This is a genomic window from Planctomycetia bacterium, from assembly GCA_021413845.1.
Lineage (GTDB): Bacteria > Planctomycetota > Planctomycetia > Pirellulales > PNKZ01 > PNKZ01.
Genome location: JAIOPP010000021.1, coordinates 31,746 through 47,061, shown reverse-complemented (window position 1 = coordinate 47,061; position 15,316 = coordinate 31,746). Strand labels below are relative to the sequence as shown.

Below are 15,316 nucleotides of genomic sequence, written 5' to 3'. Positions count from 1 at the left end.
GCCGGCTGTTGCTACTGTTTCCCTGCGGCGTTCCGTTTTTCTTCGGCCGCCGCCAGCCGACCGTAATAGGGAATGAGATTCCACAGGTCGTCGCGTCGTCCGCCTGCGTGAAGCTCGGCGGCCAACTGCGCTACGGTGTCGGCACGGGGCTGCCAAGCCGAGTGTGCCGCAAGACGCACATGCGGCGCGAACGCCAGCCCCGGCTTCTCCAACACCGGGCCGGAGACCAGCACACCGGACGTCGATGAACCGTGGGGCGGTGTTTCTTGAGGCGTCGGCTCTTGAGAGACCTGCGCGATCCATTCCGCAACCTCGACCAGCGCGCATTCCGCCGCCGGCTCGTTACGCTCCCAGCCGCCGTGAGCGTCTCGCGAGTAGCGGTTCACGAAAAACTGCGAGCGATGGGCATCGAGCGCCGTCCAGAGCACGGTTCCTTCGCCCGGGACTTGCCGCGCCAGCACGTCGAGCGTGTTCACGGCAATCACATCTGCGCCGCTCACATAGGCGAAGGTCTTCGCCGTCGTCACGCCGATACGCAGGCCGGTGAACGACCCCGGGCCCGACGTTATCGCCACGACCTGCACATCGCTCGGCTTCCAGCCGGCCTCGGCCAGGGCCTTCGCCATCGCCGGCGCAAGGGACTGCGCGCTGCGCGAGGTCGGCGGCAAAGCAACGAAGATCGAGGTCGAAGTTTCGGTGTCGAGCGCGGCCACGCTGCCGCTCAGCCCGCTCGTTTCCAAAGCCAAAATGCGCGTCAACTTGAAAAGATCCTTCGCTGCGGAGCAATCGATGTGCGGGGGAACATATCGGTCGGAATGTGTGGGTCGCCAAGCCACGGCGAGCCCTTGTCGGCGCCGGAGTCGAGTCGACCGGCTGTTTCGGATGCCTTGACCGCGCAGAAACGCTAACTTAAAATGCTGCTTGAATTTGGAGCGAGTCGCAGGGCCTAGGTCTGGCACTCGTCGAACGGTTCGATCGGCCTGATTTCGGTTTTCCGCGCGCTAGCGTGGCGGGCCGGAGTTCGGACTGTCGGCAACCGTTCTTCCCTTGTTCTCACGAATCTATCATAAACTTGCGCAGTCGCGGCCCACGTAGCGCCGAAATGCCGTCGATTGTTCCTAGGCCCGACGCCCGACCGGATGTGAATCTGTGAAACGTGCTCTGATCAGTGATATTCATAGCAACTTAGAAGGCTTAGAGGCCGTCTTAGCCGACATCCGTAGCCAGGGGATCGACGAAATCTTCTGTCTCGGCGACATCATCGGCTACGGCCCGAATCCGCGCGAATGCATCGATCTGGTGATGAATTGCAACCTCTGCATTCTCGGCAACCACGATCAAGGGGCGTTGTTCGATCCCGAGGGGTTCAACTCCGGGGCCGAACGGGCCATCTTTTGGACGCGCGATCAACTTGAAAAGCCTCTCGGCAATCCCGAAGACAATGCTCGCCGTTGGGACTTCCTCGGCGAGCGGCCCCGGCTGCATCGCGAGAACGGGTTTTTGTTCGTCCACGGCTCGCCCCGCAATCCGCTGAACGAATATGTGTTTCCCGAGGATGTGCATCATCCGAAGAAGATGGAGAAGCTCTTCTCGCTCATCGAGCGGGCTTGCTTTCAGGGGCACACGCACGTGCCGGGCGTGTTCACGCAAGACGGCCGCTTCGTACGGCCCGAGGAAACGGGCAACACGTACATCCTGCCGACTGACGAGAAAGTAATGGTCAACGTCGGCTCGGTCGGCCAACCGCGCGACGGCGACCCTCGCTCCTGCTATGTCATTCTCGAAGACGACCGCGTTACGTTCCGACGCATCGAGTATCCGTTGGATAAGACGATCGAAAAAATTTACGCGGTTCCCGAACTCGACAACTTTCTCGGTGATCGACTCCGCAAGGGTATGTAGTCGGTCCCGCTTCTCATTTTATGGAGAGCCGCCCCTCGCTTCTTAGGGCGCGCTCGGAGTGCCTCGCAACATGGACAAGCGTTTCTTTACCTTCCTCATCTTGGCGATGGCCATCATGTTCGGCAGTCAAATGCTGATGCAGTGGTGGTTTCCGCGCCCGCCGAAGCCGGTCGCGCAGCAAAACGCCGCCGATAAAGATAAGAAGCCCGGTGAGAAGAAGGCGGACGATAAGAAGCCTGAAGACAAGAAACTCGGCGCGCCGGGCGAAGTCGCTCCCGGTGTGAAACCGGATCCGGCCGCCCCGGCCGCGGCTCCCGTCGCGCCTGCCGCGGAGCAATTGCAACCGCAGCAATGGGCGCTGCTCGGCTCGCTCGACGACGAGAGCCCTTACCGGATGCTCGTCACGTTCAACAACCTCGGCGCGGCGGTCGAGCGGGTCGAACTCAACAACCCTCGCTACCACGAAGTCGACAACATCCATCCCTCGGGCGGATATCTCGGCAACCTCTCGGTCGAAACGTACGTCGAGCAAAAAGAGGGGAAGCCCGTCGGCGTCGGTTGTCGTGTTAACGTCGTCGGCGTCGGCACTCCGGCGGAAGCCGCCGGGATCAAAGTCGGCGACGTCGTCACCTCGGTAATCGATCTCCCGACGACGGACGTGATCGCTTTCGAGCGGGCGCTGGTGCAAACCAAGCCCGGGTCGAAGGTCAAAATCGGATTGCTCCGTGAAGGGAAGTCGCAGACGGTCGACGTCGAGCTTCGCCGCCATCCGTTGCAGTTGATCCGGCCGGAATACACCGACACGAAGGATAAGGGGCGCGCCGATCCGTTGTCGTTCTTGTTGACGTTGCAGCAAGTCGGCGACCTCGAGCTCGGGCTCGAAGATACCGAGCTCGCCGGGGTCGATCTGCGCACGGCGCGCTGGGAATTGCTGCCGAAAGATGCGTCGAAGCCCGACGAGGTTGCCTTTCGCCGCGCAGTGCCGGGGAAGAACGTCGAAGTCACGAAGCGCTATACGCTGGAGCGGCGCGATGTGAACTCGAAGGAAGACACGGCGCAGGCTTATACGCTGAACATGCGAATCGAGCTGAAGAACACGGCCCAAGAAGGGCGCAAGTTGGCATATCGCTTAGACGGCCCGACCGGTTTGCCGGTCGAAGGCTTTTGGTATTCGAAAGACTCGAAGATCGGCCTCGTCGATGGTTGCGGCGTGCGCGACGTCGTGTTCGGCACGTTCAACGGCAAGTACGTCGAGAACGGCATGTTCATCTGCACGTCGATCGTCGATAAGACGTTCACGCACCTCACCGATCGGCCCGTGAAATACGTCGGCGTCGATGCGCTCTACTTCACGGCGGTCGTGCTGCCGAAGCTCGACGACCCGAACGAGAATCGGTTTCCGCGGCTGGTGCCGATCCAGGTCGGTACGACGCCGGAAAAGGCCTCGTTTAAGAAGACGACGGATGTCAGCTTCCGTCTGACGAGCGCTGCGAGCGACACCGCGCCGAATGCGATTGTGGCGCACGATTTCAAAGTGTATCTCGGCCCGAAGGTTCCCGAGTTGATGGCCGCCAACGGTCTCGACGCGCAGATCGACTACGGTTGGTTCGATTGGGTCGCCGTGCCGATGCTGTTCCTGCTCCACACGTTCTACGGTTGGGTCGGCAACTACGGCATCGCGATCATCATGCTCACCGTCGTCGTGCGGTCGATGATGTTCCCGATCAGCCGGAAGCAAGCCTTGAACGCGATCAAGATGCAAGAGCTGCAGCCGGAGATTAAGAAGCTGACGGAAAAGTATAAAGGGAAGCGCGAGGAGCTTGCGAAGGCGCAGCAAGACCTGTTCCGCAAACACAATTACAATCCGTTCGCCGGTTGCTTGCCGGTGTTCATGCAGCTGCCGATTTTCGTCGGACTCTACAACTCGCTCAAAGTCGACGTCGAGCTCAGGCAAGCGCCGCTTATCAGCGAGAACATTCGCTGGGCTTCCAACTTGGCCGCGCCGGATATGTTTTGGTATTGGGAGCCCTACTTGCCGGTGATGTTCGGCGGCGAGGAAGGGTGGCTCGGGCCGTTCTTGAATCTGCTGCCGCTCGCCACGATCGCGCTGTTTCTGATTCAGCAAAAGATGTTCATGCCGCCGGCGACGGATGAACAAACGATGATGCAGCAGAAGATGATCAAGTACATGATGTTCTTCATGGGCTTCATGTTCTTCAAGGTTCCCGCCGGCTTGTGCGTCTACTTCATCACGTCGAGCGTGTGGAGCATCTGCGAACGGAAACTGCTTCCGAAGGCGAAGCCGGCTCCGATCGCCGATGCAACGTTGAACGTCGAAGTCGCGAAGCCGACGGAGAACGGGAAGAAGTCGAAGAAACGCTAAGCTGCCAGAGCTTAGAATCAAGCTTAATAGCGGTCCGCTCGCCGCAGCGGCGCCGAGGTGTGCATGATTCCGGCCCACGAAGAGACGATCGCCGCCGTCGCTTCCGCCGCAGGGGGCGGGGCGCGGGGAATCGTTCGCATCAGCGGGCCCGCGGCGCTGGCTTGCGTTCGGCCGCTGTTTCATGCTTCGTCGCCGACGACGCCTGCAGAAGCGAATGATCCCTTTCCGAGTTCGGCGCCGGCCGCAGTTGCCGGCGAGCTGCGGCTCGCGGAGTTTCACGCGCCGGTTCCGGTCGATCTTTTTATTTGGCCGACCGAGCGGAGCTACACGCGCCGCCCGAGCGTCGAGCTGCACGTGCCGGGCTCGGCGCCGATCGTCGCGGCGGTGCTGGCCGAGGTGTGTCGACATGGGGCGCGCCCGGCCAGGCCGGGTGAGTTTACGTTGCAGGCCTTTTTGGCGGGGCGGATCGACCTTACGCAGGCCGAGGCGGTGCTCGGCGTCGTCGATGCGGTCGATGCCCGGTGTTTGCATAACGCGCTGCAGCAGATGGCCGGCGGGCTGGCGGAGCCGTTGCGTTTGCTGCGCAGCGAGCTGTTGAACTTGATCGCCGATCTGGAAGCGGGGCTCGATTTCGTCGAAGAAGACCTCGAGTTCATCGACCGGAGCAAGCTCGCGAGCGGTCTCGCCGCCGCACGCACCACGGTCGACGCCATGCTCGCGCGCATGGCCGCGCGCGGCGAAGCGGGGGAGTTGCCTCGGGCCGTGCTCGTCGGCCGGCCGAACGCCGGCAAGAGCACGCTCTTCAACGCGCTCGCCGGCAGCGAACGAGCCCTCGTCTCGCCGACGGCGGGAACGACGCGCGACTATCTCACCTGCCGTCTCACGCTCGCAGGGGTCGAGGTCGAGCTCGTCGACACGGCCGGCATCGACAATGGTGATGAGGGCGATGACAACGGAATGGAAACCCGCTCGGATACCTTGTTCGCCGCCTCGCAACTTGCGACGACCGCACAACGGCGCAATGCCGACGTCGTGCTGGTTTGCTGCGACGGCGCTTCACAGGCCGCCACGGACGTGGAATCTCGAACGACGCTCTTCATCCGCACGAAGTCCGATCTGGAGTCGGCAGGTTCGACGCGCGATTCGTCGGCGCTAGAGGTTCCTTCGCTCGATGTTGCTTCAATCAACGTCAGCGCTGCGACGGGCGAAGGGCTCGACGCGCTGAAACGAGCGATTGCGGAAGCGGTCGTCGCCGCGCAATCGGCGCACGGCGACGTCGTCGGCACGACGGCCGTTCGCTGCCGCGATAGTTTACGACGCGCGGCCGAGGCGCTTGCCGCGGCCTCGAGCGCGTGCCGTTCGCAGAGCGGCGACGAGATCGTCGCCGCCGAACTCCGCCTCGCGCTCGACGAGCTCGGCCAAGTTGCCGGAACGGTCTACACCGACGACATCCTCGACCGCATCTTCAGCCGCTTCTGCATCGGGAAGTAGGCTCAAGATCGTCCGTTCGAGTCCGATTCGCTTATTTGACGATCGCGTTTCCCCCTCGGGATGGTTACTATGGGCGACTGCTTCGATCAGGGGATGGAATGGCCGTCACAGTTGACCAACTCGGCAAGGCGATCGTCGCGGCGGGCTTACTGTCTGCCGACGAATTAAAGACTATTTGGTCGGAGACGGCGGCGAACGAGCGGCCCAAGGATGGAGCATCGTTCGCCGGGCTGCTCTTGCAGCGGGGTAAACTCACCGAGTTCCAATCGCAGGAACTGCTATCCTGTTCGGGCACGCCGCTCGTGCTGGGCGATTACGTGCTGCTCGCCAAGATCGGCGCAGGGGGCATGGGCGAAGTCTTCAAGGCCCAACATCGGCACATGAAGCGGCTTGTGGCCATTAAGTTGCTGCCTGCCGCCGTGACCAAAGACGAAGCGACCGTCAAACGCTTCCAGCGAGAGGTCGAAGCCGCCGCCCGATTGTCGCACCCCAACATCGTGCATGCCAACGACGCGGGCGTGCAACGAGGGGTTTGGTATCTAGTGATGGAATACGTCGAGGGGCGCGACTTGTCGGCCCTCGTCAAAGAGCGTGGCCCGCTCCCCGTCATCGAGGCCGTCGATTGTATTCTGCAAGCGGCTCGCGGCTTAGCCTATGCGCACGGCGAGGGAGTGTTCCATCGCGATATCAAGCCGGCGAATTTGTTGTTGGATAAAAAGGGGATCGTCAGAATTCTCGACATGGGCTTAGCCCGATTCGATAACGCCGGCGATGCCGCCGACCATCAACTCACCAACACCGGCACGGTGATGGGCACGGTCGATTACATGGCCCCCGAGCAAGCCGCGAATACTCACCATGCCGATGGCCGCAGCGATATCTATTCGCTGGGTTGCTCGCTCTATCGACTGCTCACCGCCGGCAACGTCTATGAAGGCCAAACGGTGGTCGAGAAGATCCTCGCGCACATGAACGCGCCGATTCCCGCCTTGACCGCGAAGCGCAAGGACGTGTCGGCCGAGCTCGATCGCATCTTTCGGAAAATGGTCGCCAAGCGGCCTCAAGATCGCTACCAACAAGCAACCGAATTGGTTGCCGATCTGGAAGCGTTCCGAAATCCCGGCGCGACGACGACGTTCACCGGCTTGAACCAGGACAACAAGCTCACCGACTTATTCCGCACGGTTCAGGTATCGGACGGTGTCGCAGTCGGTACATCGCAAACGGTGAAAACAGCGACGAAGGCCGTGCCCGAGAAGACGATCGCCTATCTCGGAAACGAAGTCGAAACCGATCCCAAGAGTGAAAGCGTCGTGCCGCTGGTTCGCCGGCCGAATACGAAGCCTCGAACATCCTCGAGCGGCACTTGGTATCGCAACCGAAAGACGCTCGTCGCCGCCGGTGCGGCTGGCTTCCTGCTGCTAGCGCTCGGTGTGTGGGTAACCATTCGAGGCAAGGATGGTAAGGAGGTCGCACGCATTCAAGTCCCGGATGGCGGCAGCGCCGTCGTGGAAACCAAGCCGGCTACGGTCCCTTCGGCGAAAATCATATCCGTCAGTGCAGCGCCGCCTCCGGCGGTAGCTCCGTTCGATGCCGCCACGGCCAAGGCCCATCAAGCCGCTTGGGCCGCACACTTGGGGATAAAGATCGAAACGCTCAACAGCGTCGGCCAGAAGATGATCTTGCTTCCGCCCGGCGAGTTTCTGATGGGGAGCACCGATGAACAAGTCGAGGCCGCGTTGGCCGACAAAATTAATACCGATATAGGTCTCGCAAGCCGCACCCAGAACTCCGAGCGGCCGCGGCACAAGATCGTCTTCACGAAGCCGCTGCTGATGAGTGCGACCGAGGTCACGGTCGGGCAGTTCAAGAAGTTCGTCGAAGCCTCGAAGTACGTCACGGAAGCCGAGCAATACGGCTTTGGTGAGTCGCCGGAGACAGTGTTGACGACCATCACCGATTTTCAGAAGCAAAAGAGCTGGCGCAACTCCGGCCATGCCGTGACCGACGACTCACCCGTGTCTCAAATCAGTTGGAACGACGCCGTGGCTTACTGCCAATGGCTTTCGACACAAGAAAAAGCGACCTACCGCTTACCGACCGAGGCTGAGTGGGAATACGCCTGCCGGGCCGGGACGACCACGCTGTATTCGTTCGGCGACGACGTGACGCTGTTGGATCGATACGGTTGGTATCAAAAGAATTCCGGTAATAAACCGCACCCGGTAGGGGAGAAGCTACCTAACGGCTTCGGTCTGTTCGACATGCACGGTAATTTGCAAGAGTGGTGCGGCGATTTATACAACGAGAAGTGGTACGAGAAGACTTCAACTAATAGCCCCAGCGGCCCAACCACCGGCTTCCAACGCGTGCTCCGTGGCGGCATCTGGGGCTACTTCGCTTGCGCCACTCGCAGTGCGTCTCGCTTCTTCATCAGACCGTCGGGCCGTTCCGGCAACTACGGCTTTCGGTGTGTGTCGGTGCCGGACGTGCCGGCCGTCGCGGCTTCAACGACTACTTCGACAACACCACCGCCGCCGGTGGTTTCTCCTTTGCCGAGGCCTACACCCGTTGGTACGCCGCCGCCGCCGCCGGCGGTGGCTCCGTTCGATGCCGCCACGGCCAAGGCTCATCAAACCGCTTGGGCCGCACACTTGGGGATGAAGATCGAAACGCTCAACAGCGTCGGCCAGAAGATGATCCTGATTCCGCCCGGCGAGTTTCTGATGGGGAGCACCGATGAACAAGTCGAGGCGGCGTTGAAGGCGGCCGGCGAAATGAAAGCCGATAGCGGAGTCATCGGCACCATCGAAAAGAACGAACGGCCTCAACACAGGGTCGTCATCACGAAGCCGCTGCTGATGAGTGCGACCGAGGTAACGATCGGGCAGTTCAAGAAGTTCGTCGAAGCCTCGAAGTACGTCACGGAAGCCGAGCAATACGGCTTTGGTGAGTCGACAAAGACGGTGTTGACGGACGAAATCACCGACGTACAAAAGCAATGGAACTGGCGCACGCCGCGCTACGTCGTGACGGACGATTCGCCGGTCGCACAAATCACCTGGAACGACGCCGTGGCTTACTGCAAGTGGCTGAGTGAGCAAGAGAAATCAACGTATCGCCTGCCGACGGAAGCGGAGTGGGAATACGCCTGTCGGGCCGGGACGACCACGCAATACAGCTTCGGCGACGATTACAACGAATTGCCGAAGTACGGTTGGTACGGTTGGTACGACAAGAACACAGGCACAAACGGCAAGTTGCAGCCCGTGGGCACTTTGTTGCCGAACCACTTCGGACTGTTCGATATGCACGGGAATATGCAAGAATGGTGCGGCGACAGCTACTCCGAAAGCTGGTATTCAAGATCCCCTCCGCAAAATGACCCAATCGGTCCAGCTAACGGCCCCAATCGGGTACTCCGTGGCGGCTACTGGCCTGCCTCCGCTTCCTACTCTCGCTCTGCGTATCGCGCCAACTTCCCGACGTCGGGCCGTCAAAACCACTTCGGCTTTCGATGCGTGTCGGAGTGGTAGGAGCCTGTGCGGGAAGCGAACGCAGAAGCTATTCCTTCGCGCCGGGTTGCGGCTTCGGGGTGAGTGTTTTCGACGCCGTCGCTTTGGGGGCTGCCGGCGGGGGCACGGTTGCTGGGAGGACGACGATCGGTGCCGTGGAGATTTCGCTTTGGATCCCCAAAAGATATAGATCCCAAAAGGCTTGAATGCGGCCGACGAGGTCGGGCGTGGCCGGCACTCCGTGTCCGCCGTCGATCATCGGGATCAAGAGCGACACGGCGCCGGCTTTCTTCAGCGCCGCGTCGAGCTTCTCGGCGTGTTGATAGTCGACGGCCGTATCCGCCGTGCCGTGGATCGTCATGATCGGGACCGTCTTAGCCGAAATATAAGTGAGCGGCGAAGCGGCTTTCGCAGCGTCGGGCTTCGCCACGGCGGTGCCGCCGAGCAACTCGCGCACGAGTGGATCGGTGTAGCTGCGATCGGCGATGCCGGGCCCGAGCGGCGCGAGCAGATCGGACGGGCCGCAGAAATTAACGACGCATTGCACGCGCCCGCTCGCGTCGAGATGCTTCCCGAGGTTGCCGTCGAGCGCGGTCGTGTCGCCGGAGACTCCCAACAACAACGCGAGGTGTCCGCCGGCCGAACCGCCGGTGCAGCCGATCCGATCGGGATCGATGTTCAGCTCCTTGGCGTGTGCGCGGATCCAGCGAATCGCGGCTTTGCAATCGTGGATCTGCGCGGGCCATGGGGCGGTGCCGGAAAGCCGATAACCGATCGTGACCGCGGCGTAGCGCCCTTGCATCGCCAACTCGCCTGCGCCTGAAGAATAACTTTTGCGGCTCCCCGACTTCCAGCCGCCGCCGTGAACGAACACGACGACCGGCAGCGGCCGATCGCTCTTCGGTTTCTTCGGCAGATAAAGATCGAGCATCTGTGCGTAGTCGTCGGTCTCGGCATAGGGCTGATCGAAGCGAATCTCCAACCAATCGCGATAGCGCTGCTTGAGATGCTCGTGCAACGGAGCGGACTTCTTAGCGTCTTGAGCGCGGCTCACATCGGCAGGCGACGAAGCGATCGCGAAGGCAGCGAGCAAGAGAGCAAACAAGGGTTTGTTATTCACGGCGGAGGGCCAGGTAGGAGGGAGAGCGGCGAAAGAATTCGATCGTTCCGGCAACTCACTGTCGTCGTTCCCTGCGCGGGAAGCAAGTATTTCGACCTGAGCAGGCGTTTGCCGTCGTGCCGACTCTGGCATCGCTCGGTCCCGTAGATTATCGTCGAAAGATTGAATCTCGCCCGCTGGTGTCGATTCGAGGGTTTTATGGCGGCTCGGTCTCGTTTTGCTCGCTGCGCATGGCTCGTTCCGATGTTGCTCGCGCGCTGCGTCGTGGCGTGCGGCGCAGACAACGGCACAGCTCCCGTCCAGGGGCTTCATGATCGCACTCCGTCGTTCCATGCGTTGGTCGGCGGGCGAATCGTCGTCGCGCCGGGACGCGTCATCGAGAAGGGAACGCTTGTCTTTCGCGACGGGCTCATCACGGCCGTCGGAGCTGAGGCGAAGGTGCCGAGCGGCGCGACCGTTTCCGATGTTACCGGCCGCACATTGTACGCCGGCTTCATCGACGCCTATTCGGAACAAGCGATCGAAGCCCCGCGCCCTGCGAACGGCGCTTGGAACTCCGACATCGCGCCGCAGCTGCGAGTCGATGAGCACTATAAGCCCGCCGCCGATCTGAATAAGAAGTACCGCTCGCAAGGGTTCGCGCTCCGGCTCGTCGCACCGGCCGGCGGGATCGTGAAAGGGACGAGCGCCGTCGTCACCGCGGGAGACGAGACGCCGAACTTCGGCCTTGTGCAACCACAGGCGGGTTTGCATGTCCGCATGACGCCGGTGCGCGGCAGCTCGAACAAGTATCCCGACTCGCCGATGGGAGCGCTCGCGCTCGTGCGACAAACTTTTCACGACGGGCGCTGGTATACCCGCGCTTGGGACGCTCATCGCACGAACCCGACCGTGCCCCGACCGGAGTCGAACTCGGCGCTGGCGGAGTTGGAAGCGCTGCGCGAGCGCAAGCTTCCGCTCATCGTCGACGCGAGCGACGTGCTCTATTTTCTCCGCGCCGATGCAGTGGGGCGCGAGTTCGATTTGCCGATCATCGTGCGCGGCTCGGGCACTGAATATCAGCGGCTCGATGCGGTGCGCGCTTCGGGTCGGCCCGTCATCGTGCCGCTCCGCTTTCCCGGCGCTCCGGCCGTGGCCGATGCCGAAGCGGCGATGTCGGTCTCGCTCGAGGCGTTGATGCATTGGGATCTGGCACCGGAAAATCCCGGGCGACTCGCCGGAGCGGGAGTGCGCATCGCTCTGACGACGCACGGCCTCAAGGACCAAGCGACGTTTCTCGCGGCGCTGCGCAAGGCGATCGAGCGCGGCTTGACGGCCGACGACGCGCTGCGCGCGCTGACGACCGTGCCGGCCGATTTGTTCGGCATCGGCAATCGCTACGGCACGCTCGAAGTCGGCAAGTCGGCGTCGTTTACGGTCGTCGACGGAGATTTGTTCACCGACGCGAAAGCGAAGATCCATGAAACCTGGGTCGACGGCCACCGACACCTCATCGTGCCCCTCTTGTTCTCCGATCTACGCGGGCGTTGGAATCTCGAAGTGCGCGATGCCAAGGCCGGCGAGAAGAAACTGGAACTCGTGCTCGAAGGAGACGCCGACAAGCTGACCGGAAAGCTGCTGCGCGGCGGAAAGGAATCGCCGCTGAAGAACGTGGCGATCGACGGCGGGCAATGGGCCGCGTCGTTGAAAGGGGAGCCGTTGGATTGGAAAGGGGAAGCACAACTCAGCGCCACGATCCTTACGGCCCGCCATGACGAACGAGAGCAAGCTCCGACGACGCTGCTCGACGGCACGCTGACGCTCGGCGACGGTTCGCGCTTCGCTTGGCAAGCACGACGTGCGCCGGCTGAAACGAAAAAGGAAGAAACGAAAAAGCCGGAAGAGAAGGCGGAGCCGAAAAAACCTTTGACGGTATCTGTCGAGGATGATGACGCTGGGCCCGCGAAACCGCAAGCGGCGGCGGTTAAGCCGGAAGAGAAGAAAGTTGAGGAGAAGAAAACCGAAGAGAAGAAGCCGGAAGATAAAAAACCTGACGAGAAGCCGAAGCGGGCGCTGTATCCGGTGAATTATCCGCTGGGGGATTACGGCGTTGAGAAGCCGCTCGATCAGACGGCCGCTCCGGCGGGCGTTACGGCTTTCGTCGGCGCTACGGTGTGGACCTGCGGCAAGGCAGGCAAGATCGAAAACGCCGTGGTGCTGGTCGAGCTAGGGCGCATCAAAGCGGTCGGCCGCGATCTGGCCGTGCCGGCCGGAGCGACCGTCGTCGACGTGAAAGGGAAGCATCTTACGCCCGGCATTATCGATTGCCACTCGCATATCGCGACCGACGGCGGTGTCAATGAAGCCTCACATTCGGTTACGTCCGAAGTGCGCATCGCCGACTTCATCGACCCACACGACATCAACATCTATCGCCAACTCGCCGGCGGCGTCACGGCGTCGAACATTCTGCATGGGTCGGCCAACACGATCGGCGGACAGAACCAAGTTCTGAAGTTTCGCTGGGGCGGTTTGCCGGAGGAAATGAAGTTCGCGGCCGCGCCGCCGGGAATCAAGTTCGCCTTGGGTGAAAACGTGAAGCAAAGCAATTGGGGGCCGGGAAACAACCGTTATCCGCAGTCGCGCATGGGGGTAGAGCAGTTGCTGCGAGATTCGTTCCGCGCGGCCGGAGATTACAAACGGCGGTGGAAAGAATATCGCAGCCTCAAGCGGGGCCTGCCGCCGCGCGTCGATCTCCAAATGGACGCGCTCGTCGAGGTGCTCGACGGCAAGCGGCTCGTGCATTGCCACTCCTATCGCCAAGACGAGATCATCGCTTTCCTCCGGGTCTGCGAAGAATTTCACGTCCGCGTCGCCACGCTTCAGCACATTCTCGAAGGCTATAAAACGGCCGACGCCATGGCGAAGCACGGGGTCGGTGGTTCGAGCTTCGCCGATTGGTGGGCCTATAAGTTCGAAGTCTACGACGCAATTCCATACAACGGCGCGTTGATGCACCAAGCGGGCGTCGTCGTCTCGTTCAACTCCGACGATGCCGAACTGGCGCGACGCTTGAACCTCGAAGCGGCCAAGGCGGTGAAGTACGGCGGAGTCGCACCCGAGGAGGCGTTGAAGTTCGTCACGCTCAATCCGGCGAAGCAGTTGGGCGTCGATAAGTACGTCGGCTCGATCGAGCCGGGCAAGGATGCCGATCTCGCGGTCTGGAGCGCGTCGCCGCTGTCGAGCGTGGGGCGCTGCGAGCAAACGTGGATCGACGGCCGCAAATACTTCGACCGTGCCGACGACCAGCGCCGTCGCGAAGAGACCGCCCTGCGACGAGCGGCCTTGATTCAACGTGTGCTCGCGTCGGGCGATCCGGTCGAGACCGGCGACGGCGATAAGTCGATGGAGTGGGCCCGCGACGATATCTATTGCGGCTGCCGTTCGCCGCACGTCTCTTTGCGACAAATCGAACGCAAGGAGCAAAACTAATGACGACTCTTCGTAACACTCAAGCTCAGTGCAAGATGATTCAACGCAAGATCATGACGATTCCTTCCCGAATGCGAAACATGCTCCGAGTCGCTCTCGTCGCGTTCTTGCTCGGTTGCTCGGCAGCGGCGCAGGCTGCCCCCGAAGTGCCCGGCGCGCCGCAATCGACGCCGATCGCGCTCGTCGGCGGCACGGTCCATCCGGTCGTCGGGCCGGAGATCGTCGGCGGCACGGTCCTGTTCGTCGGTGGCAAGATCACGGCGGTAGGCCTCGAGGTCGACTTGCCGAAGAATACGCAGCTCGTCGATGTGAAAGGAAAGCACGTTTATCCGGGCCTGTTCGATGCCGATACGGAAGTCGGGCTCGTCGAGATCGCGGCGGTGCGCGCCACGGTCGATCACACGGAAGTCGGGCAGATCAATCCGAACGTCCGAGCGCAAACTGCGTTCAATCCCGACAGCGAGCTGATTCCGGTGACGCGCTCCAACGGCGTGTTGACGGTCGTCACCGCACCGCTTGGCGGGCTGATCAGCGGGCGCGCGGCCGTGATGCGGCTCGACGGTTGGACATGGGAGCAGATGACGGTGCGGGGCGAAGCAGCGATGATGGTCTCTTGGCCGTCGCTCGTCGAGTCGCATACGTGGCGCATGGAAGACTCCAAGCCGAAAGAGAAGACGCGCGCTCGGGTCATGGAGCAACTCACGAACGTGTTCGCCGATGCGCGGAGCTATCGAACTCTGAAGCGCGCGCGAAGCAGCCAAGGGGCCGCGGCGCCGGACTTCGACGCTCGTTGGGAAGCGATGCTTCCCGTCTTGGAAGGAAAGACGCCGCTCTTCGTGCGTGCCGACGATGTGCGCCAGATTCAATCGGCCGTGGCGTTCGCTCGCAAAGAAGGGGTGAAGCTCGTCATCGTCGGCGGGTACCAAGCTCCGGAATGTGCCGAGTTGTTGCGCTCCGAGAATGTGCCGGTGATTCTGAAAGGGGTGAATCGGCTCCCTCGTCATCGGCAAGATCCTTACGACGCGCCGTTTACGATCGCCGCGAAGTTACACAAGGCCGGCGTGAAGTTCTGTATCAGCGCGAGCGATCGGATGGCGAACATCCGTAACTTGCCTTACCACGCGGCAACCGCTGTGGCTTTCGGCTTGCCTTACGACGAGGCGCTGAAATCGATCACGCTTTATCCGGCGCAGATCACGGGAGTCGAGCGCGAGCTCGGCTCGCTCGAAAGCGGCAAAGCGGCGACGCTGTTCGTCTCGACCGGCGATCCGCTCGATATCGCGAGCCTCGTCACCGCGGCTTACATCGACGGCCGCGAAGTCGATCTTTCCGATCGTCACAAGCGGCTTTGGAAAAAGTATCAAGAGAAGTATCGGCAACTCGCGCCGACGAAAGCCGCCGAATAACCCTGCACGCAAAGTTCGCGTTGCGGCG

8 protein-coding genes are annotated in these 15,316 nt (G+C 61.8%); 6 read left to right on the top strand and 2 right to left on the bottom strand.

Annotated features, from left to right (window positions below; genetic code table 11):
- Positions 1–11: 11 nt before the first annotated feature.
- Positions 12–758 carry a tRNA (adenosine(37)-N6)-threonylcarbamoyltransferase complex dimerization subunit type 1 TsaB gene (gene tsaB, locus K8U03_04405; GenBank protein MCE9604127.1) on the bottom strand — a complete coding sequence of 249 codons (747 nt, stop codon included), beginning with the start codon at positions 756–758 and terminating at the stop codon, positions 12–14.
- A 391-nt stretch (positions 759–1,149) separates the two neighbouring features.
- Between tsaB and K8U03_04400 the strand changes: the two genes are divergently transcribed.
- The 4 genes from K8U03_04400 to K8U03_04385 all read left to right on the top strand — a co-directional run bounded on the left by K8U03_04400 (position 1,150) and on the right by K8U03_04385 (position 9,312).
- Positions 1,150–1,902, top strand: coding sequence for a metallophosphatase family protein (locus K8U03_04400; protein MCE9604126.1), 753 nt, complete (start codon positions 1,150–1,152; stop codon positions 1,900–1,902).
- A 70-nt stretch (positions 1,903–1,972) separates the two neighbouring features.
- Positions 1,973–4,285, top strand: coding sequence for a YidC/Oxa1 family insertase periplasmic-domain containing protein (locus tag K8U03_04395; GenBank protein MCE9604125.1), 2,313 nt, complete (start codon positions 1,973–1,975; stop codon positions 4,283–4,285).
- Positions 4,286–4,348: 63 nt separating this feature from the next.
- Complete coding sequence (locus tag K8U03_04390) at positions 4,349–5,776, top strand: 50S ribosome-binding GTPase (GenBank protein ID MCE9604124.1); 1,428 nt, start codon at positions 4,349–4,351, stop codon at positions 5,774–5,776.
- Positions 5,777–5,874: 98 nt separating this feature from the next.
- Entirely contained in the window at positions 5,875–9,312 is a 3,438-nt protein-coding gene (locus K8U03_04385; GenBank protein ID MCE9604123.1) for an SUMF1/EgtB/PvdO family nonheme iron enzyme, read from the top strand.
- Positions 9,313–9,340: 28 nt separating this feature from the next.
- On the opposite strand, the gene K8U03_04380 is transcribed toward K8U03_04385, so the two are convergent.
- Entirely contained in the window at positions 9,341–10,411 is a 1,071-nt protein-coding gene (locus K8U03_04380) for an alpha/beta hydrolase (GenBank protein ID MCE9604122.1), read from the bottom strand.
- A gap of 243 nt (positions 10,412–10,654) precedes the next feature.
- Between K8U03_04380 and K8U03_04375 the strand changes: the two genes are divergently transcribed.
- Both K8U03_04375 and K8U03_04370 read left to right on the top strand, forming a co-directional pair.
- Positions 10,655–13,882 carry an amidohydrolase family protein gene (locus K8U03_04375; GenBank protein MCE9604121.1) on the top strand — a complete coding sequence of 1,076 codons (3,228 nt, stop codon included), beginning with the start codon at positions 10,655–10,657 and terminating at the stop codon, positions 13,880–13,882.
- The gene (locus tag K8U03_04370; GenBank protein MCE9604120.1) at positions 13,882–15,288 is read left to right on the top strand and encodes an amidohydrolase family protein; all 1,407 of its coding nucleotides are present in this window, start codon (positions 13,882–13,884) and stop codon (positions 15,286–15,288) included. The genes K8U03_04375 and K8U03_04370 overlap by 1 nt, the downstream gene beginning before the upstream one ends.
- The last annotated feature ends 28 nt before the right edge of the window (positions 15,289–15,316 follow it).